Annotated in this window: 24 protein-coding genes; 20 read left to right on the top strand and 4 right to left on the bottom strand. The window is 52.1% G+C overall.

Annotation, left to right across the window (positions count from 1 at the left end; genetic code table 11):
* Nucleotides 1–417: 417 nt before the first annotated feature.
* A complete protein-coding gene (locus tag KNO58_RS13440; protein ID WP_214754709.1) occupies nucleotides 418–1,458 on the top strand; it encodes a flavin monoamine oxidase family protein in 1,041 nt (346 codons plus the stop codon).
* A 43-nt stretch (nucleotides 1,459–1,501) separates the two neighbouring features.
* On the opposite strand, the gene KNO58_RS13435 is transcribed toward KNO58_RS13440, so the two are convergent.
* Complete coding sequence (locus tag KNO58_RS13435; protein ID WP_251026258.1) at nucleotides 1,502–1,933, bottom strand: MarR family winged helix-turn-helix transcriptional regulator; 432 nt, start codon at nucleotides 1,931–1,933, stop codon at nucleotides 1,502–1,504.
* 14 nt (nucleotides 1,934–1,947) lie between these two features.
* On the bottom strand, nucleotides 1,948–3,153 hold the full coding sequence (locus KNO58_RS13430) for an MFS transporter (RefSeq protein WP_214754705.1): 1,206 nt from the start codon (nucleotides 3,151–3,153) through the stop codon (nucleotides 1,948–1,950).
* A 161-nt stretch (nucleotides 3,154–3,314) separates the two neighbouring features.
* Here KNO58_RS13430 and KNO58_RS13425 point away from each other — a divergent pair, with 161 nt between their 5' ends.
* The 9 genes from KNO58_RS13425 to KNO58_RS13385 all read left to right on the top strand — a co-directional run bounded on the left by KNO58_RS13425 (nucleotide 3,315) and on the right by KNO58_RS13385 (nucleotide 8,426).
* Complete coding sequence (locus KNO58_RS13425) at nucleotides 3,315–3,779, top strand: hypothetical protein (RefSeq protein WP_214754703.1); 465 nt, start codon at nucleotides 3,315–3,317, stop codon at nucleotides 3,777–3,779.
* 56 nt (nucleotides 3,780–3,835) lie between these two features.
* Nucleotides 3,836–4,291 carry a hypothetical protein gene (locus KNO58_RS13420; RefSeq protein WP_214754701.1) on the top strand — a complete coding sequence of 152 codons (456 nt, stop codon included), beginning with the start codon at nucleotides 3,836–3,838 and terminating at the stop codon, nucleotides 4,289–4,291.
* A gap of 13 nt (nucleotides 4,292–4,304) precedes the next feature.
* Nucleotides 4,305–4,751, top strand: coding sequence for a hypothetical protein (locus KNO58_RS13415; protein ID WP_214754699.1), 447 nt, complete (start codon nucleotides 4,305–4,307; stop codon nucleotides 4,749–4,751).
* 81 nt (nucleotides 4,752–4,832) lie between these two features.
* Nucleotides 4,833–5,288, top strand: coding sequence for a hypothetical protein (locus tag KNO58_RS13410; RefSeq protein ID WP_214754697.1), 456 nt, complete (start codon nucleotides 4,833–4,835; stop codon nucleotides 5,286–5,288).
* Nucleotides 5,285–5,773 (top strand): hypothetical protein, encoded by a 489-nt coding sequence (locus tag KNO58_RS13405; protein WP_214754695.1) that lies wholly within the window; start codon nucleotides 5,285–5,287, stop codon nucleotides 5,771–5,773. The genes KNO58_RS13410 and KNO58_RS13405 overlap by 4 nt, the downstream gene beginning before the upstream one ends.
* Before the next feature lie 112 nt (nucleotides 5,774–5,885).
* On the top strand, nucleotides 5,886–6,824 hold the full coding sequence (locus KNO58_RS13400; RefSeq protein ID WP_214754694.1) for a DMT family transporter: 939 nt from the start codon (nucleotides 5,886–5,888) through the stop codon (nucleotides 6,822–6,824).
* A gap of 15 nt (nucleotides 6,825–6,839) precedes the next feature.
* The gene (locus KNO58_RS13395) at nucleotides 6,840–7,265 is read left to right on the top strand and encodes a DMT family transporter (protein ID WP_214754692.1); all 426 of its coding nucleotides are present in this window, start codon (nucleotides 6,840–6,842) and stop codon (nucleotides 7,263–7,265) included.
* A 6-nt stretch (nucleotides 7,266–7,271) separates the two neighbouring features.
* Complete coding sequence (locus KNO58_RS13390; RefSeq protein ID WP_214754690.1) at nucleotides 7,272–7,940, top strand: Crp/Fnr family transcriptional regulator; 669 nt, start codon at nucleotides 7,272–7,274, stop codon at nucleotides 7,938–7,940.
* 12 nt (nucleotides 7,941–7,952) lie between these two features.
* The gene (locus KNO58_RS13385; protein ID WP_214754688.1) at nucleotides 7,953–8,426 is read left to right on the top strand and encodes a DMT family transporter; all 474 of its coding nucleotides are present in this window, start codon (nucleotides 7,953–7,955) and stop codon (nucleotides 8,424–8,426) included.
* Here KNO58_RS13385 and KNO58_RS13380 read toward each other — a convergent pair.
* A complete protein-coding gene (locus KNO58_RS13380; protein ID WP_214754686.1) occupies nucleotides 8,423–8,626 on the bottom strand; it encodes a hypothetical protein in 204 nt (67 codons plus the stop codon). The genes KNO58_RS13385 and KNO58_RS13380 overlap by 4 nt on opposite strands.
* Before the next feature lie 78 nt (nucleotides 8,627–8,704).
* Here KNO58_RS13380 and KNO58_RS13375 point away from each other — a divergent pair, with 78 nt between their 5' ends.
* The 5 genes from KNO58_RS13375 to KNO58_RS13355 are packed head-to-tail and all read left to right on the top strand — an operon-like array spanning nucleotide 8,705 to nucleotide 11,493.
* Complete coding sequence (locus KNO58_RS13375) at nucleotides 8,705–9,205, top strand: hypothetical protein (protein ID WP_214754685.1); 501 nt, start codon at nucleotides 8,705–8,707, stop codon at nucleotides 9,203–9,205.
* Between the two features lie 16 nt (nucleotides 9,206–9,221).
* Complete coding sequence (locus tag KNO58_RS13370) at nucleotides 9,222–10,040, top strand: SMI1/KNR4 family protein (protein WP_214754683.1); 819 nt, start codon at nucleotides 9,222–9,224, stop codon at nucleotides 10,038–10,040.
* Between the two features lie 58 nt (nucleotides 10,041–10,098).
* Nucleotides 10,099–10,578, top strand: coding sequence for a hypothetical protein (locus tag KNO58_RS13365; RefSeq protein ID WP_214754681.1), 480 nt, complete (start codon nucleotides 10,099–10,101; stop codon nucleotides 10,576–10,578).
* A gap of 15 nt (nucleotides 10,579–10,593) precedes the next feature.
* Complete coding sequence (locus tag KNO58_RS13360; protein ID WP_214754679.1) at nucleotides 10,594–11,079, top strand: hypothetical protein; 486 nt, start codon at nucleotides 10,594–10,596, stop codon at nucleotides 11,077–11,079.
* Nucleotides 11,080–11,100: 21 nt separating this feature from the next.
* Nucleotides 11,101–11,493, top strand: coding sequence for a hypothetical protein (locus KNO58_RS13355; RefSeq protein WP_214754677.1), 393 nt, complete (start codon nucleotides 11,101–11,103; stop codon nucleotides 11,491–11,493).
* 253 nt (nucleotides 11,494–11,746) lie between these two features.
* On the opposite strand, the gene KNO58_RS13350 is transcribed toward KNO58_RS13355, so the two are convergent.
* Nucleotides 11,747–13,249 (bottom strand): phytoene desaturase family protein, encoded by a 1,503-nt coding sequence (locus KNO58_RS13350; protein WP_214754675.1) that lies wholly within the window; start codon nucleotides 13,247–13,249, stop codon nucleotides 11,747–11,749.
* Between the two features lie 245 nt (nucleotides 13,250–13,494).
* On the opposite strand from KNO58_RS13350, the gene KNO58_RS13345 reads away from it, so the two are divergent.
* The 5 genes from KNO58_RS13345 to KNO58_RS13325 are packed head-to-tail and all read left to right on the top strand — an operon-like array spanning nucleotide 13,495 to nucleotide 17,958.
* The gene (locus tag KNO58_RS13345; RefSeq protein ID WP_214754673.1) at nucleotides 13,495–14,133 is read left to right on the top strand and encodes an efflux RND transporter periplasmic adaptor subunit; all 639 of its coding nucleotides are present in this window, start codon (nucleotides 13,495–13,497) and stop codon (nucleotides 14,131–14,133) included.
* The gene (locus KNO58_RS13340; RefSeq protein ID WP_214754671.1) at nucleotides 14,130–14,813 is read left to right on the top strand and encodes an ABC transporter ATP-binding protein; all 684 of its coding nucleotides are present in this window, start codon (nucleotides 14,130–14,132) and stop codon (nucleotides 14,811–14,813) included. Before KNO58_RS13345 ends, KNO58_RS13340 begins: the two co-directional genes overlap by 4 nt.
* The gene (locus KNO58_RS13335) at nucleotides 14,810–15,961 is read left to right on the top strand and encodes an ABC transporter permease (RefSeq protein WP_214754669.1); all 1,152 of its coding nucleotides are present in this window, start codon (nucleotides 14,810–14,812) and stop codon (nucleotides 15,959–15,961) included. Before KNO58_RS13340 ends, KNO58_RS13335 begins: the two co-directional genes overlap by 4 nt.
* A gap of 18 nt (nucleotides 15,962–15,979) precedes the next feature.
* Nucleotides 15,980–16,654 (top strand): response regulator transcription factor, encoded by a 675-nt coding sequence (locus KNO58_RS13330; RefSeq protein ID WP_214754667.1) that lies wholly within the window; start codon nucleotides 15,980–15,982, stop codon nucleotides 16,652–16,654.
* A complete protein-coding gene (locus tag KNO58_RS13325) occupies nucleotides 16,651–17,958 on the top strand; it encodes a HAMP domain-containing sensor histidine kinase (RefSeq protein ID WP_214754665.1) in 1,308 nt (435 codons plus the stop codon). Before KNO58_RS13330 ends, KNO58_RS13325 begins: the two co-directional genes overlap by 4 nt.
* Nucleotides 17,959–17,966: the final 8 nt, after the last annotated feature.

Genomic DNA, 17,966 nt, shown 5'->3' with positions numbered 1-17,966 from the left:
CTCCTTGTGTGGCTCTTAGATATTACGATTTCAAATACGATTTGGTTTCATCGAGCGGAACGTATCCAGGCTTGGTCCGCCTTCGTCTGACGTCCGAGTCAAAATAATGAAATGGTGTGTACATTCCTAGTGGGACATAGTACGAAACAAATGTTTTCAAGTAAAATGGCAGTGGAATTACATCAGCTAATATCATGACCGTCACTGGGGTCACCATGACAAATAATGCAACTGTCATCATCACTTCTGTTTTGATGAACCGATGCAATATGCGCATCAACCAAATGAACGGGAAATAGAAATAATAAAAAAATCGATTCACATCGTAACGCCCTTTCCTAAGCGGTGCGCCCAAATTATGTATATTCGTCTTTTTCAGTATAATAGGAACACCACATACAAAGAAGGAGCTTTTTCATGAATCCATCAATTGCGATTATCGGGGCCGGCGTGAGCGGTCTATATGCCGCGTCGCTCCTCATCGATAAAGGCTATGACGTCACCGTTTTCGAGGCGCGTGACCGTATCGGGGGACGGGTGTTGAGCCATGACGGTTTCGACCTCGGCCCGACCTGGTATTGGCCAGAGACAGAGACGACGATCACGCAACTTATCGAACGACTCGGTCTCCCGACATTCTCTCAACACACAACCGGGGACTTGATGCTCGAGCGGCAGTTCGGTGTCATCGAACGCCACACACTCCCGCCAGGCCACACCGTCCCGTCGATGCGACTCGTCGGGGGCATGGCCAGTTTGACAACGGCGCTGGCGGCAACCTTGCCTGCCGGAACGATTCAACTCGAGTCGACCGTCACCTCAATTCAACAGGCGGAAGACGAGATATTGGTCGAGCTCGAAGGCGGACAGACAACAGCGTTCGAACACGTCATCTTAGCCATCCCGCCACGACTCGTCTCACGTATCAGCTTTCAACCAGAACTGTCTGAAACGACGAAGTCGAAGCTGGCAAACACTCCGACCTGGATGGCTGGACAGGCGAAAGTACTCGCCGTGTATGACCGCCCGTTTTGGCGAGACAATGGTCGATCCGGTCAAGGGATGAGGTGGGCCGGCGTGTTGCAGGAGATCCATGATGCTTCGCAGCCGGGTGGACTTGCGGCGTTATTCGGCTTCTTCCGGTTGTCTGCTACCGAACGCTCGGTATTCGACCAAGACGAACTGAATCGTCGCGTCATCGATCAACTCGTGCGACTATTCGGGGAAGAGGCGAGACAGCCGCGAGACGTCTTATACGTCGATTGGTCGAGCGACCCGCATACGGCCACGGTCCAAGACGGGGAACCGTTAACCGATTTCCCTGTTTATCAGCCGATCGCGCTCGACCCAGTATGGGAAGGAAGGCTCTCACTCGCCGGGACGGAGACGGACTCCTTGTTCGGCGGTCATATCGAAGGCGCGCTCCGGGCAGCGGAACGTGTCGTCGAGCAACTCTAACTAAAAATGCGTATCATCCCAAGCAAGGGACGATACGCATTTTTCATTTGAACTTCTTGATCATCAGCGCGAGCGAACGATTGATCATCGTCATCTCGTCATCTTCGAGCACGGAAAACATCTCTTCGGCGAGCCGTTCCTCGATGCCATCGATTTGTTTCGAATATTCCATACCGATTGGCCCTAGCCGGATGAAGCTCTCACGCAAGTTGTCCGGGTTCTTCTCTTTTTTTACGAACTCACGCTGTTCGAGCACTTTAAGCACTTGGCTGACCGCACTCTTCGAGATATTCATCTTCGTGGCAATCTCGGTCGTCGTCCACGTGTCTTGGCGTTTGAACAGGAGTAACATCTGTTCTTGCTGGTAACTGAGTTCGAATTCGTTCAACTCGGTAAAGTATTTGGTGAACAACAAGTCGAGCTCGTCGATTTGACGGTACATCTCGATGACTTGCTGTTTGCGTGTGTCGTTCAATCGTCGTTCTCCTTTCATCGCGTGTCACGGAATGTCTGACTCCGCACGTATAACACGATACTTAATATAAATCCGATTATACCAAACGAGATGAGCAACGTTTGAATCGGTACGGCCAGGGCGACCAAAATCGACAGGACAGCGAACGCAATCGGCTCTAGCCCGGATGCGGCGAGCGCCATGATGCTCATGACGCGTCCAATCTTGTCGTGGTCGCTATGTTCTTGCATGAGCGTGACCGTCGGCAAATAGACGAGCATCAACATGAATCCGCTCGCGGCCGCAGCCAAGGCGAGGAGCGCGATCGACTGTGCCTGCGTATAGAGGAAGAAGGCGCCAATCGTCAAAAACAGGACGCGGAAGACGAAGCGTCCACGATGGACTGAGCGGAACAACAGGACGAGAAAACTTGCGGCGAACGTCCCGACAGCAAGCCCACCTTCAATCAAACTTAAATCAAACGCGTTGCCGCCCCGTTCACCGACGAGAATCGGGATGCTCATGATGAGCGGTCCCATGACGAACAAGTTGACGATGGCAATCGACAACGTTCCGCTCCGTAAAATCGGTGTGCTCGAGACGTAACGGATGCCCTCTTTCAAGTCAAAAATGACATGACTGAGCGACATGGCACGGGCGAGGGGAATCGAGTCACGAATCAAGCGCGGCATAATCAAGATGGCGGCGATGAAAATCAAGACGGCCGCCGTCCCGAAGCTGAGCCCAAAGCCGCCCCATGTGAGTAAGGCTCCGGCGAGGAACGGTCCGAACACGAACATGAGCTCAAGCGTTCCTTGGAAAAGTGAGTTGGCACGTTGCAGCTCATCTTGTTTGACGAGCGACGGGATCAAGGAAGACAACGCCGGATAAGACATGCCGTCGAGTAGTCCGAACACGATAGAAATCATAATCAAGGCGAACACCGAATACGCGTCCGCAAGATGGAGCGCCACGACCGCGACCATAAGGACACCTTGCCCGAGGTTCGTCAAAAATAAGAGCCGACTCTTTTGGAATCGGTCGGCGAACACACCGCCGAACACCATCATTACGACACGCGGCAACGAGACGGCAGTCATAATAATCCCGAGGAGAGCGGGTTGCTTCAGCACATCGATTGTGAGCCATGACACGCTCAAGAAGAAAATCGAGAAGCCGAGCGTGAGCGTCATGCCGGATAGCCACGTGAATACAAAGCGTGGATTTTGTAGCAAATTCATAAAGAAAACCTCAGTCTTTCTGCCTTTTAATATAGTTAAGTTAACTAAACTATAAAGCGAAGTCACGGGTTCGTCAAGCGAGTAGACTACTAGAAAATAATTGTAAAAAAACGGAACTTTTTTTCACTGAAAACCGTATAGTTAGTTAAGAGGTGAATGAGATGAGTAAACAAGAACGACTACATAATGTGAAACGGATGAATGGACAGTGGATGTTGTTACGGCTCATGTTTGCTTTGCCGACTGGGGTTCTTATCTATTATTTTTTACAAACAGATGGTAATCCCTATTTAGCCGGTGGATCAATCTTGGCTTTCACAGGAGCTGCAGGTAGGTTGTTTATAAGAGAGAGTGACTTTGTCAAAGGTCTGACAGAGTCTGAACAAGCAAAACGAATTGTCAGCATTCAATATCGGCTTGACTACTTGTTCGTCATCATGATGGCCGTGATTTTTCCGATGATGATGCGACTCAATATCCTGACCAGCTTGATTCCCTTTGTTCTATTCGTCAGTGGTAGCGTGTTCATCTTGTTTACGCAGCATAAGCTCGATCAACAGTTGAGCTGGATGGATACGGAACAACCGACTCGTCGCGAGATTCAACGCACAAGGTTCACGTGGTGAGATTAAAACAGACACGAGGTTAGAGTGTGAGTCCATCACAATTAAAGGAGTAGCTTATGAATAAATATCAGCGTTTGAAGCAAATGGTTACCGCAAACCGGAGATGGCTTCTCGTCAGGCTCGGTTTTGCGATTCCGATTGGAGTATTGCTCTTCTTCTTTCTACAAACCGAGACACGATCGCTCGTATACGGAAGTTTGATGGTCGTGTCGCTGTTAGCGTACGGCGTGATGATCATGCGGGAAAGTCGATTCATGAGCAGTTTCACAGACCACATTCGAGCGAAGCGGGTCATCCACATTCAATATGTGTTCGACTATATGATGGTTGTCTTCGGCTGTTTGTTTTTCCCGTTGCTTTTGAAGCTCGAAACCATCAGTTGGGTCCCATTTTTCATCTTCTCCCTTGCGGCGTTAGCGCTTGTAATTGTCGAACGCCTGCTTGATGAGAAAGTAAAGCTGATTGATCCTGAGCAACCGACACGTCGAGACGTCAAACGAGAAAGTTTTTAAGGAGTGGAACTGAATGACCAAACAAGAACGCATCAACGTCATGTATAAAAAGAATCAACAGTTGGCTTGGGCTCGCAGTTTCTTGTTGATCGTAATGCTGCTTTGTGTGTTTTCGATTCAAAGAAACGACTGGTACATCGTGGGCGCTGCTAGCAGTCTCGTATTGATTGGCACCGTGCTTAGTTATGAAAGCCGCTTCGTGAAGAGTTTGACGAGCAAGAACGAGGCGAAACAAATCATCACGAAGCAATACGTGTACGATTTTGTAGTGATCCTACTCATTGTTTTCACGTACCTTTTGACTGGACGACTCGGGGTGACGTGGCTTTTACCTGTCTTAGTAATCGGCTTCGTTCTCGCAATTCACCGTATTCAACGAAATCTCGACAATCGATTAACGCGTGAAGACCCGGAACACCCAATCCGTCGCGACATCAAACTTAGTAACGTCAAGGACTGAGTAGGTATTTAGTTGAACAGAGAAGCCCGGATTGAAGCGTTGCCTCAACGGAATGAATGAGTAGAAAAGGAATGAATCAGTATGACGAAACAACAACGGATTGACGAAATGAACCGATATCGTGAGCAAAGGAAGCGGCGACGAGACATGCTGTTCGCCCCTGTCCCTGGACTATTGTTTGTCATGTTGCTCGCGGATCACATTTGGTGGGTTGGCTTAGGGTTGATGGGTTTGTTCGCCAGCGGTTCAATCGTGTATTTGCTGAAAGAAGGGGAGGCGTTCGCTCGTCTATCAGATGAAAACGGCGCACGAGTGGCGACGCAAAACGTCTACCGGATTTTAGGCGGGTGGTACGTCTTCATCGTCGGTAGCGTGGCGAGTTATAAACTGGTGGCCCCTTGGTGGACATGGGTTCTCGTCATTGGGATTGCCGTCCTGCTATCCCTTCTGTATAAACGCTTCAATGAAACTGTCCAAAGCGCAGATGCAGCCCAACCGGTCCGCTCTGAATTGGCAACGGCGAGTGGATTGCTATGAAGATGTTGACGAAACAAGAACGGATCGATTTATTGCTCGCACACGACGATGCGACGTGGCACTGGCGCTATTGGGGCCTCTTCTTCAACCTCATCGTCGTCGCGTTCATCTCTTATCAGACATCGATTTACTTACCGTTGATCGTGTTCGCGCTGTACTTGCCGCAACTATGCGTCGAATGGAGGAAGACAAAACTATTGCTGACATTTAATCCAGATCCTCGCTATCGGCGCTGGGTGTATGCGGATTATGTCGTGCAGTGGTTCGCATTTCTCATCGTTCTCTGTGCGCTAGCTTGTTATCATACTGGCGTCGTTAACATTTGGACACTAGTGACCATCTTGTCGGGTGGCGTGATCGGCGGTATGCTGTTCCCATACATGGTCAACCGAATCGTTCTGACATTTGATCAACATCACGTCACGAATCGGATGTTCGACGAAGCGAAAACTGAGCGCCGTACACATCAAAAGACGAGTTCCTGATAGTCGGAACTCGTCTTTTTTCACATTTCAGGACATCGGTCCTTTATGCTCGAGCGCTCGAGGAGTAAGCTTAACACGTACACAGTATATAGAGAGAATCGAGGAAGAGACTATGTTAGCCATTGTAATTGGACTCGTTATCGGGATTTTGTTACCGATGCAGACGAGCGTGAACTCACGTCTGCGCACCATCGTCGGGTCACCATTTGTCGCGTCGTTCCTGTCGTTCGCCATCGGGACGACTTTTTTAACACTTACGTTACTGCTCACCGGGCAGTCGTTCGGGATTGAATCATCCGTTTTCCAAGGAGAACCGCTTTGGATGTGGTCGGGTGGTTTGTTAGGGGTCATCTTTTTAACGGGGAACATCTTGTTGTTCCCAAGACTCGGTAGTGTCCAGACCGTCATCATGCCAATCTTCGGACAGATTTTGATGGGACTCTTGATTGACCACTTCGGTTGGTTCAATTCAACCGTCAACGTCCTCACACCGTGGCGTGTATTCGGGGCTTTGCTCGTGTTGCTCGGCGTCGTCGGGACGGTCGCACTCACGGACTGGATTAATCGTCGTCGCGGCAAACTGGTCGCCTCGTCGCAGACCGGAACCAGCAATTTGAACGCCTGGCGCCTCGTCGGAATCGGGACCGGGATGATGAGCGCGACACAGACGGCCATCAACGGCTATTTGGGCACGGTGCTCGAATCAGCTTTGAAAGGGGCCCTCGTTTCGTTCGTTGTCGGGACGGTCACGTTACTGCTCATCTTGCTCGTCTTGCGGCCGAGCGTCGAATGGCACGGGTTACGTGGTCAGCCGTGGTGGATTTGGCTCGGTGGGATCATCGGGGCGCTGTTCATCGGTGGGAACGTGTTGATTGTGCCGATGGTCGGGACCGGCATCGCCGTCGTCATCGTCATTGTCGGCTTGCTGTGCGGGAGCCTGCTCATCGACCGTTTCGGTTGGTTCGGGGCCGCCAAGAACCCAGTCACTGGGATACAACTCGTCAGTTTACTCGTCATGGTCATCGGGATCATGCTGATTCGTTTGTCATAAGGAAGGAGAGACATCATGCGAGGAGTACTATTCGCCATCAGTGGCGGCTTCTTTTTGACGCTACAGAGCGTCGCTAACGCTCGCATCAGTTCGAGTATCGGGACGTGGCAGGCTGCGACGTTGACGCAACTGACGGGTTTTCTCGTCGCACTTATGATCATGCTTCTCGTTCGCGACCGGACGTACGTTCACATGCGCCGTGTCGAGCCGCTCTATCTGTCAGGGGGCGCGTTCGCTGCGTTCATCTTGTTCAGCAATATGACGGCCGTGCATGAGCTCGGTGTCACCCTCACCATTTCGTTGTTCTTGATTGCCCAGCTTACCCTCGCGCTCGTCATCGACTGGCGCGGCTGTTTCGGGATGTTGCGCCGTGACTTGAACCGGACGCAACTGCTCGGGGTCGTCATGATGATTGTTGGGATTCTCGTATTGAAAGGATGACGTGCGATGGAACAGATTAACCATTACATGAAGCGGTATGGGCTGGATGAGGTACTCCCATCAGCTGTACGTCCTCAACTCAAGCTCGTCCGTTACGCGACGGGGGAGGCGATTTGCACCCAAGGCGCTAAGGCCGAGCAACTCCACTTTCTCGTCAGTGGAAAGATTCGGGTGGCTCACACATCAGCGGCCGGGAAGCGGCTCGTCTTGTCGTTCAAATATCCGCTCGACTTGATTGGAGACATCGAATACGTCCGCCGCACGCCGTTCTTGAACACGGTCGAGGCGGTCACGCCGGTCGAGATGCTCGTCGTCCGTTTCGATGATCTCGCGCGTCATGCCAAGGATGATGTGAAGTGGCTCCACTATTTGCTCGAAGGGATCACGAAGAAGTTCGAGATGAAGTCGCAGTCGATGAGTTTCAATTTGTTTTACCCGGTCGATGTGCGGCTCGCGAGCTATCTGTTGTCGATGACACCGGAAGAGACGACGCTCGGGTCGACCGTCGATGAGTTGACCGACATCGCCGATTTGATTGGGACGAGCTATCGCCACGTCAACCGAACGCTCAAGCGTTTCGTCGAACAGGGCTTGATTGAACGGGATCGTCGATCGATCGCAATCGTTGATCGCACCGGATTGATTGCTGTCGCCGGGGAGAGTATTTATGAATGAGGAGGACACGTTATGGCACTTGGAATGATGCTCGCGGTCATGGGCGGCATGCTCGTCTGTGTGCAGAACACGTTCAACGCCAAAGTGAAAGAACAGGTCGGGGCGTGGGCGACGACGACGCTCGTGCTCGCCCTTGGTTTCCTGGCATCGCTAGTCGTCGGACTGATCAGTGAAGGAATGGGTCTGTTCGCGGTCACCGGGATGGAGACGTGGTATTGGTTCAGCGGCATCATCGGGGTCGGCGTCGTCATGAGTGTGACGCAAGGCGTTCAACAGCTTGGACCGAGCCACGCCATCTCGATTGTCATGGTGTCACAAATCCTCTTCGCGCTCCTGTGGGACACGCTCGGCTGGTTCGGGCTTGAAGCCATCCCGTTCACGTGGAAGACAGCGCTTGGCATCGTGTTGATTGTCGGTGGGGTGTTGTTGTTCCAATTGAGTGGGAAGAAAGAGACGGCCCATCAGAAAGTAAAACAAGTCGGTTAAAAGGATTTACGACAAATATGACATGTCTGCCCGTGTTCCTGCCGTTTGACGACGGTTTGGCAATGCGGGCATGTTGTCGTGAGCGAGGCGCGTGGTTGAACGGGTGAACGGTCGCCGAACGATGACGGATAGATGGTATAAGAACGGGTTACGATGAATCCGGCGATACCGAGCAGGACGACTAAAATGAGAATATCCATCGAAATACCTCCTAATTATTGGTATGCTACTCCTATGTACGGTAAACGGTCCGAATTGGTTTCAAGGAGGAACAAATTATGATGACGCGAGAAGAACGAATCGAGCAGTTACAGAAGCGCCCGAAAAAAGGTGCATTTAACTTGTTATGGGCCGCCGCAGCTGGAGTAGGAGTGGGATGGTGGATTTACGCCAATGCGTCGTTGCAGCTACTTGCAGTCTTCTCCTTTTTGATCATGACTGCTGTCCCGTTTAGTTTTGTCACGTGGCAGAAGACACGTACACTTTTGACATTCAATGAGCATCGCTCCTACCAACGATTGATTCAGGCGAAGGGCATCATCGCGATTGCGATGTTATGGGGTATGCTTGGTCTGATGTTTGGACACGTATCCGGATTCTTTGCATTGTCCGTGTTCAGCGGACTGTCGGCAACGTTGATTGTAGGTATGTTAGTGGTTGAGACATGGCTTGATTATCGCTTGCTTCGGATCGATCACGAGCATGTCGCGGATAGCTTGATTAGCTTTACAAAACGCGAGCGCTTGAAGCGCAGTTGGGATAAGAAATATAGCGATTAAAGAAAGCAGGGGAGCAATGATCATTTGGAATGACATACCGGACGACCCGAATCGGTTGCCCGCATTAACGGACGACGTATTGACTGAAGTGGAAGGGCGCCTCGGGGTGAAGCTGCCGGACGATTATCTTGAGTCGCTTCGTATCCAAAACGGGGGATATGTCGAAAATCGCGACTTACCGATTACCTGGAATGGACAAGCTGACATCGCCCTCGTTGATTCAATTGCTGGGGTAGGGCGTCACAAAGGGCTGATCGAATCGAAAACTTTATTAACGGAATGGGGTGTCGAGGATGAACGATTGATTGCGTTCGCCGGTGACGGGCACTTTTTCCTCGCATTCGACTACCGTGAAGGCGCGACGCCTAAGATCGCCTATATCGATACGGATACGGAAGAGATTGATGTCTTGTTCGATTCGTTCAGTCAATTTAGCGAAGCGCTCACGACGGTCGACATGGCAATGTTTGCAGAAATTTTCCCAGAACCAATCACTGAAATGAAACAAGGGAAAACACTCTTGGACGATGCACGACGCCTGCTTTATAGTGAAGAACCGAAAGAAAAACTGGACGGTGCGGTTATTTGGTTCAATGGATTGGATTCACTTGAGGCGAACGAGCTCGTTCGTGAGCTATTGACCTGGATGGATGACGAGACGTTGCGAGAGACGGCGACAAGCGTCATTCAAGAAGTCATTATTCGACGGAAGCCCTTAGATCAACAACTGTTCGAAGCATTTTTTGAGACGCTCCACAGGCAAGACGATGTCTATAGTAAACAACGCTACGAAGAGACGATGTACATTCTCGATAACGATATTCGAGTTGAGTGAAACGATTTGCCGTTTCCTTTCGTAAAAGAAGGTAACGAGATTTGATTAGGGGGATTGGATGGTTGATCATGACGTAAGACTTGAACGCATGATGGAGAACGATCGAAAGCGACAAAAACAAATGTTGTACCCGACGATAGGAATCATCGCACTGTTCATCATCTATTTTTGGGTGACAGACGTCCTCTTGCTGTTGCCGATCATCTTGGCCGGACAGCTACCCGTGCTGTATAAAGGATGGCATCGGATGAAGTTGTTGCTCACCTTCAACGACGATACTCGCTACCAACAGAAAGTACGGTCCGAGTTCGGCTTGGCCGTCGGGAACATCGTGTTTCTCTTGCTGTTGATTGCGAGTTCGATGCTCGGATGGATCACGCTACTCACGCTCGTCATCGTCGTTATCGTGGGTCTGATCACGTTCCTAGCGCTTGGGATTCGCATGGACCGTGAGTTGAAAACGATTGACCCGGAGCACGTTACCGCGACGGAGCTTGGTAAGGCGCAACTCGAGCGCGAAAAACGAAAGTCATCATGATGGGAGTACCTAACTATGGTTAATAAAAATGAACGACTGAAACAAATGGTCGAGAACGACCGGAAGGTAAACCGGACGGCGCTCTTGCTCACGTTCGCGATTTTAGGAATCGCCTTTTACTTCATCTTCACGCAAGAGATCACTCTCGCGACGTTCGCCGTCATCATCATGGCGACCCAATTGCCGAGCCTGTATCGGGCATGGCATCGGATGAATTTACTTCTTACGTTCAATGACGAGGCACGGTATCAAAAGTTCGTGCGCCTCGAGTTCGGTATCGTGCTCGCGAACGTCATCTTGCTTGGGGTCTTCATCGCTATCGCTTGGGCGATTGAAGGGTCTCTCGTCGTCTTTGCAATCATGCTGATTGCCTTGTTCATCCCATTCATCTTCTTGTCAGTGTGGGTGAATCGGAAAATCGAGTTGATTGATTCGGAGCACGTGACGAATCACGAACTGCGGACGGCTCATCGCGACGCGTCCAATAATCGTTTCAAGTAAAACGGAGGGACGTGCAGATGAATGAGACGAAGACTAATCTTCTTTCTAATTGTCGGGTTGTTGTTTTTGAATGCGTGTCATGCGAATGGTCGTGAACTCGTCGTCGGGACGTATACAGATGAAAGCACCATCGTCTATTCTGGCGATACGCTCACGGACGAAGCAGAAATTGGACGGTTTCTTGAGTTGATTGAGACGAGTCCTTTGTCTGAATCAACAGTCAAAGGTTTGCCCGACTACGTCATCACGGTGAACAACCGGTCCGAGTCGACGATGGAAGCGACGGTGAACGTCTGGGTACTAGATGATAACAAGATGCTCTTCACTCGTGGATTGGAAGGAACCGATGTATTTGAAGTCGATTCGATGTACACCGAAGAAGTGAACGAGATCTTGAGTCTAAATAACTTTTAAATGGAGTGAGTAGATTAAGGTGGATATGCGAGTGTTTGACATGCTCTGGTCGCTTGGGACCTATGCTGTCGTGTTAGGCGGAATCCTGGTTGTATTGAAGCTGATTGTAGGAAAATCGAGAATACGCAACTAAAAGAAGCATCTGACACGACGTCAGATGCTTCTTTTCATGAAAACATGCCCACCAAGATTCCACAGATGACCATGCCAATCGTATAGAATTTGAAACGATGTCGTTCCCAAAACGAGTCGGTCATCGATTCGTGACTCCGTCGCGCTTCGCAATCTTGTCGCTCACTTGTTGGCCGCTCAATGTCACCATCGGCATGCCGCCGCCGGGATTGACCGTACCGCCGACGAAATAGAGGTTGTCGTACAGCTCGCTCTGCTTCTTGTGCTTAAAGCCGCCGTTCCGTTTTTTATCGGCGACGGTCCCGTAAATCGCGCCCCGGTCCGAGCCGTACGTGCGCTCGATGTCATGCGGCGTCCAGACGTCGCGTGTCACCGTATGTTCGCGCAACCCGTCCAAGCCCATGCGCTCGAGCTTATCGAGGACGCGCTCTTCGAATGCGGCGTAGTCCTCTGGTGTGAACGGGTTGTCTTGGATGTACGGGATGTGCGGCAAGATTTTAATGTTCTCGTGCCCGGGCGGTGCCTGTGTCGGGTCGGTCTTATTGACGTTCACCAAGTAAATCGTCGGGTCGTCCGGCAGTTCGTGCTGCTCAAAGATCTTGTCCATCTGTTCATGCAAGTTCTCCGAGAAGAAGAAGTTGTGGTGACCGAGCGCCGGATACGCTTTGTTCACACCGAGATGGAGCACGAAGCCGGAACTGGCCGGCTCATATTTCTCGACGAGCTTATCGACGAACGGTTCGTCCGCCTCGACCATCTTCTGATAGAACGGGATGACTTCCATATTGGAGACGAAATAGTCAGCCGAGCGGAGCCGTCCATCCTCGAGCTCGATGGCCGTCAGTTGGCCGTTCAGCGTGTGCGCCTGGACGACGCCTTGACCGGTATGGAGCTGGACGCCAATCTCTTCCGCGAGTTTCGTCAGCCCTTCCGCCAGTTTATGTGTCCCGCCTTCGACGTACCAGCAGCCTTGGGCGTGCTGCATGTAAATCATCATGTTCAGAACGGCCGGCGCGCTGTACGGGGACGACCCAACATACTTCACGTAATACGACAGCATCGTCCGTAAATGCGGGTTGCTGATCCGTTTGGCGATGCCGTCGTACATCGTCGACGTCAAATCGAAGCCGAACAACGTCGAGAACAGACCGTTCTTCGCGACCGCTTCGCGCGGCGATTCGAACCCTTCTTTCAAGTACGCCTTCTCCGTCGTGTTGTAAATCCTCTCGGCATATTTCAACAGCTCGCGATACTCGTACATGTCTTTTCGGGACAACGTCGGGTTGGCGCGCTCCATCACGTCCAAATCATGGTAGAGATCGAGCACGGTGCCGTCCGGGAAGAACGAGCGCCACTCGAGATCGAGCCGTTTGATCGGCACGTAGTCCTCCATCCGCTTGCCGCTGCCTGCGAACAGCTTCTCAAAAATCTGTGGCATCGTTAAAATCGACGGGCCGAGGTCAAAGCCGAAGCCGTCCTGTTCGAGCCGGTTCACTTTACCGCCGATATGGTCGTTCTTTTCGTATAAGGAGACGTCGTATCCTTTTTGTGCGAGCGAGATGGCCGCGGAAATCCCGCCGAGCCCGCCGCCAATCACAATCACCGATTTGTTCACGTTTTGCATATGTGTTTCGCCCTTCTTCCACCATGTATTTTTTATTGTTAAGTAGAAACGCGTGATGTCTACTCTAACAGTTTGCCATCACGTCTCTTATTCCCTGCTTTGTGATGAATGAACACGCATATCGCGCTCGAATGTATAAATGCACCGCGAAATTCCTAGATCAAAAGGACGTCATCTGACGTGTTTATACTTTGTTTACATCTTCTGATTATCCTTAAGGCATCACCAAAAGGAGGAATACACAGATGAAACAGAAATGGAAATGGGGCCTCGGCATCGGGGTATTAGCGATTACGTTAGGGGCAGGCGTCGCGTTGATGCCACAGTCGGTCGACTATAAGACGGAAGCCGTATCGGTCGAGACGATTGAGAATGTGTACACGTTCGCGGGCCAAGTGACGAGCGTCGAAGAAAGCACAGGGACGTTGTTCGTCGATGAGCGAGATGTCGGCAAAGTCGAGGAAGGAGATCCGCTGACGATTTATGTGAGCGCCCTTGACCTTGAGGTGGATGCGACCATCGAATCGCTTGCGGATGAGGCAGAACCGATGACGACACCGGGCGCATCGGCACGGTATGCGATGGACGTCGACCTGCCTGAGATGGACGGCATGCGGAACGGGATGACGCTCGAAGGCTCCGTCGTCGCTGCCCGCGCCGAGGAAGTGGATACGCTCTCGCTCGACAGCATCACGTTCGAAGAGGAAGATGCCTATGTCTACGTCGAAGGAGACGACGGTCCGGTCAAACGACAAGTCGAACTTGGCATCACGGACGGGAGCCGTGTCGAAATCAAAGATGGTTTGGACGCAGACCGCGTCTTGTTGCTCGATGAAGCGGCGAGCGGCGGCTTGATGCCTCCACGAATCGGAGGTGCCCAATGACTTTAATCGAAGTAGAGAGGCTCACGAAAACATACGGGTCGGGTGACAATGAACAGACCGTCTTACGTGGGATTGACCTCGAGATTCAAGAAGGGGAGTTCGTCGCCATCCTTGGGCCGTCGGGGTCCGGCAAGTCGACGCTCATAAACATTCTCGGTTGCCTGGATGGATATACGAGTGGGCGGTACCGATTCGGCGATAAGGACGTGACAGGATTGTCTGAGAACGAGCTGTCGTTGTTTCGAAACAAACAAATCGGGTTCATCTTTCAACAGTTCAATCTGTTGCCGCGCCTATCGGCGTACGAGAACGTCGAGTTGCCGCTCATTTACCAACGGAGCTCGAAAGCAGACCGCCAAGCGCGGACGAAGCAAATGCTCACGCGCGTCGGACTCGGTGACAAGTTAGGCGCCTTCCCGAACCAATTGTCCGGCGGGCAACAACAACGGGTCGCCATCGCGCGGGCGTTGGTGACGAATCCGTCATTACTGTTGGCTGATGAACCGACCGGTGCGCTCGATCAAGCGAACGGGCGCCAAATCATGAAATTGTTCCATGACCTGCACGCCGAAGGGAAGACGATTATTATGATCACGCACGACATCGATATCGCGAGAGAAGCGACACGCATCGTCCATGTGCGGGACGGGAAGATTGAAAAGGAGGAACGGGTACGATGATTCGAGAAAATATACGCATGGCCTGGTTGACGGTCATCAGTCATAAGATGCGTTCCTTCTTGACGATTCTCGGAATCGTCATCGGGACGGCATCCATCATCGCCTTGATGACGATCATCTCCGGGGTGACCGATTCCATCAATGAAGAAGTGGCGACGTTCGGGGCGGATCGGATGACCGTTCAAATCGAAGACGTGAGCAAGAACGGCGTCAGCGTCGCTGAACTCGACCGGCTCGAAGCCATCGACGGTGTAAGCTCGGTTTCACCAACGACGACCCAACAGACGGACGTTTATGTGACGGGCCAGACGTCGACGCAGTCAGTAATCGGCAAGAGCAATTCCTATTTCGATGATTCCACCGTCGCGACCGGTCGTGGCCTCACACCGGTCGACGTCTCGCAACAGACGCATGTTGCCTTGCTTGGAGACACGCTCGCCAAAGAATCGTTCCCGACGACCTCGCCGCTCGGAGAGACGATTGTCATAGGTGGCATTCGCTATACGGTCGTCGGGACACTCGCCCCGTCATCTGAATTTTCGATGTCGACCGATGATGCGGTCATCATTCCGGTGACGACCGCACTCCAACAGTTTCACCAAAACACGATTGCGTCATTCGATATTTACACCGATACCGGACAGTCGGAGACGGTGAACGAAGCGGTGACGCAACAGCTGACGACCGCCTTCAACGGCCGCGACACGTTTACCGTCACGAGCTTTGAGGACGCGCTTGCCTCGATCGATCAAATCAACGCCTTGCTCAGTATGTTACTCGTCGGGATCGCCTCCATTTCACTCCTCGTCGGTGGGATTGGCATCATGAACATGATGCTCGTCTCCGTGACGGAGCGGACGAGCGAAATCGGCTTACGAAAAGCGTTAGGGGCGACACCCGGCAAGATTCGCCAACAATTCTTGTTCGAGTCGGTGCTATTATCGCTGCTCGGCGGATTCGTCGGTGTGGTCGTGGGCGGACTGCTCGCGTTCGGGTTGACGCTCGTCATGGGTGTGCCGTTCACACTCGCAAGTTCGACGATCGGGCTCGCGCTCGGATTCTCGATTCTCATCGGCGTCGTCTTCGGTTATATTCCAGCCCGAAAGGCGTCGAATTTACAACCGATTGAAGCGTTACGAAACGCATAAGGAAAGCAGGGGTTCACGATGGTCACCATCCTACTGGTCGAAGACGACCCGGCGCTCGGGAGTCTATTAGATGAATATTTGACGACGTCGGGTTACCGCGTCCACTTGGCGGTCGACGGAGAAGCGGCGCTAGACGTGCTCGAACGGGAACCAATCGATTTGATGGTCACCGACATCATGATGCCTCGGCTCGACGGCCGTGAATTGACGGAACAGTTGCGCGATGCCGGATACACGTTCCCGATTTTAATGTTGACCGCGCTCGAGACGTTACCGGATAAGAAGAAAGGGTTTCGAGCCGGGGCGGACGATTATCTCGTCAAACCGGTCGATTTGGAAGAACTTGAGCTCCGCATCGAGGCGATGCTCCGGCGGGCCAACATCTATCGGGAGCACCAGATTCAATTGAACGACTGCGTGCTCGACGAACGGTCGCTCACCGTGGTCACGCCGTCCGAGACGATTGAAGTGCCGAAAAAAGAGTTCGAGCTGTTGTACCATCTGGCGACGCACTTGAACCAAGTGTTCACGAGACAACAGTTGCTCGATCGGATTTGGGGCTATGAGACGGAGAGTGATGTTCGGACGATTGATGTGCATATCAACCGGTTACGCAGTCGTTTGAAGCATGTCGAGGCGTTCCAAATCAGTACGGCCTGGGGTCTCGGTTATCGGTTGGAGTTGAAGTCATGAAGCGGTTCCTCAGTTCCATCTATGGCCGCTTCCTGATCATCTTCTTCGGGCTGTTGCTCATCCCGATTCTGTTGACGCTCGCACTCTTCCTGACGTTCCAGTTCAATTCATTGACGACGCAAGTCGAGACGATGCTCGTCGAACGGGCCGACAGCATGCGGACGGCATCCGAACGCTACGAACTCGGGGCTGATGAGGTCGTCGAGCTGTTCTCGGAACAGACGCTCATCATGGCGACGGATCGGTATGACGCCGCTGAGTGGTCCGTCTCCGAACGTGCTCGCTTAGAACGAGGAGACGCATTAACGGTTCGCGATGAACGGTTGCCCGCAGTCGTCTTGTTGATTGACGAGACGATTGTAACGTTGACGCCGAATGCGGAAGACAACCCGATCTCTATCTTCCGTAATCTATCCCTCCAGACGTTACTGTTGACGGCGCTCGTCTCGAGCGGGTTCGTCCTACTCGCGGTACGGCTTATGACGCGTCGGATTGATCGGGTCACGGAAGCCGTGAGCCGGGTCGCTTCTGGCGATTTGACGGTACGGGTCCAAGACGGTGGGAATGATGAGATTGGCAAATTGGCCAGTCAGTTCAATCAGATGACCGAGACGCTCGCGACGAATGAATCGAAGAATGAAGAGCTGACGTCGATTATGGCCCACGAGTTCAAAACGCCTGTCGCCTCGATTCTCGGGTATGCGACGATGTTGAAACGGGGGGACGTCTCGACCGAGAAACGAATCGATTATGCGACAATGATCGAGCAGGAAGGGAAGCGGCTGTCGCGATTGTCTCGCGATTTACTCCGTCTCGCCAAACTCGATCACACGGTCGTCGGTTTGGACCTGACCCGTTTCTCGCTCACCGAACAGATTCGGGAAAGTATCCTATCGTTCGAGCGCGAATCGACTCGGAAGCGATTGAATTGGGTCGTTGAATTGGATGAGGTCGACATGGTCGGGGATGCAGGTCTACTGCAACAAGTGTGGATGAACCTGCTTCAAAATGCGATGACTCATGCCTATGAGGATGGGATGTTGCGCGTCCACTTGACGCAGACGTCCGAAGCAATCGTATGTGAGATTCAAGACGAGGGGGAAGGGATGACACCGGATCAAGTGAGTCGCATGTACGAACGGTTTTACCAGGCCGATAGCTCGAGACATCAAGGTGGCTCGGGGCTCGGCATGGCCATCGTTCAAAAGATTGTCACGTTGCATGGTGGACAGATTCAGGTGAACAGTGAGGTACACGTCGGAACGACGGTGACCGTCACGTTGCCACTTCGAAGAGACAGGTGATAATGACC

This window comes from Exiguobacterium sp. J17977 (assembly GCF_018616375.1).
GTDB lineage: Bacteria > Bacillota > Bacilli > Exiguobacteriales > Exiguobacteriaceae > Exiguobacterium > Exiguobacterium mexicanum.
The sequence above is the reverse complement of the archived record's forward strand: the minus strand, read 5'-3'. Positions and strand labels throughout refer to the sequence as shown.

Excerpts from the sequence above, each read along its gene's own strand:
- KNO58_RS13440 (WP_214754709.1), top strand. The coding sequence starts at position 418 with ATGAATCCATCAATTGCGATTATCGGGGCCGGCGTGAGCGGTCTATAT.
- KNO58_RS13430 (WP_214754705.1), bottom strand. The coding sequence starts at position 3,153 with ATGAATTTGCTACAAAATCCACGCTTTGTATTCACGTGGCTATCCGGC.
- KNO58_RS13425 (WP_214754703.1), top strand. The coding sequence starts at position 3,315 with ATGAGTAAACAAGAACGACTACATAATGTGAAACGGATGAATGGACAG.
- KNO58_RS13420 (WP_214754701.1), top strand. The coding sequence starts at position 3,836 with ATGAATAAATATCAGCGTTTGAAGCAAATGGTTACCGCAAACCGGAGA.
- KNO58_RS13415 (WP_214754699.1), top strand. The coding sequence starts at position 4,305 with ATGACCAAACAAGAACGCATCAACGTCATGTATAAAAAGAATCAACAG.
- KNO58_RS13410 (WP_214754697.1), top strand. The coding sequence starts at position 4,833 with ATGACGAAACAACAACGGATTGACGAAATGAACCGATATCGTGAGCAA.
- KNO58_RS13405 (WP_214754695.1), top strand. The coding sequence starts at position 5,285 with ATGAAGATGTTGACGAAACAAGAACGGATCGATTTATTGCTCGCACAC.
- KNO58_RS13400 (WP_214754694.1), top strand. The coding sequence starts at position 5,886 with ATGTTAGCCATTGTAATTGGACTCGTTATCGGGATTTTGTTACCGATG.
- KNO58_RS13395 (WP_214754692.1), top strand. The coding sequence starts at position 6,840 with ATGCGAGGAGTACTATTCGCCATCAGTGGCGGCTTCTTTTTGACGCTA.
- KNO58_RS13390 (WP_214754690.1), top strand. The coding sequence starts at position 7,272 with ATGGAACAGATTAACCATTACATGAAGCGGTATGGGCTGGATGAGGTA.
- KNO58_RS13385 (WP_214754688.1), top strand. The coding sequence starts at position 7,953 with ATGGCACTTGGAATGATGCTCGCGGTCATGGGCGGCATGCTCGTCTGT.
- KNO58_RS13380 (WP_214754686.1), bottom strand. The coding sequence starts at position 8,626 with ATGGATATTCTCATTTTAGTCGTCCTGCTCGGTATCGCCGGATTCATC.
- KNO58_RS13375 (WP_214754685.1), top strand. The coding sequence starts at position 8,705 with ATGATGACGCGAGAAGAACGAATCGAGCAGTTACAGAAGCGCCCGAAA.
- KNO58_RS13370 (WP_214754683.1), top strand. The coding sequence starts at position 9,222 with ATGATCATTTGGAATGACATACCGGACGACCCGAATCGGTTGCCCGCA.
- KNO58_RS13365 (WP_214754681.1), top strand. The coding sequence starts at position 10,099 with ATGGTTGATCATGACGTAAGACTTGAACGCATGATGGAGAACGATCGA.
- KNO58_RS13360 (WP_214754679.1), top strand. The coding sequence starts at position 10,594 with ATGGTTAATAAAAATGAACGACTGAAACAAATGGTCGAGAACGACCGG.
- KNO58_RS13355 (WP_214754677.1), top strand. The coding sequence starts at position 11,101 with ATGAGACGAAGACTAATCTTCTTTCTAATTGTCGGGTTGTTGTTTTTG.
- KNO58_RS13350 (WP_214754675.1), bottom strand. The coding sequence starts at position 13,249 with ATGCAAAACGTGAACAAATCGGTGATTGTGATTGGCGGCGGGCTCGGC.
- KNO58_RS13345 (WP_214754673.1), top strand. The coding sequence starts at position 13,495 with ATGAAACAGAAATGGAAATGGGGCCTCGGCATCGGGGTATTAGCGATT.
- KNO58_RS13340 (WP_214754671.1), top strand. The coding sequence starts at position 14,130 with ATGACTTTAATCGAAGTAGAGAGGCTCACGAAAACATACGGGTCGGGT.
- KNO58_RS13335 (WP_214754669.1), top strand. The coding sequence starts at position 14,810 with ATGATTCGAGAAAATATACGCATGGCCTGGTTGACGGTCATCAGTCAT.
- KNO58_RS13330 (WP_214754667.1), top strand. The coding sequence starts at position 15,980 with ATGGTCACCATCCTACTGGTCGAAGACGACCCGGCGCTCGGGAGTCTA.
- KNO58_RS13325 (WP_214754665.1), top strand. The coding sequence starts at position 16,651 with ATGAAGCGGTTCCTCAGTTCCATCTATGGCCGCTTCCTGATCATCTTC.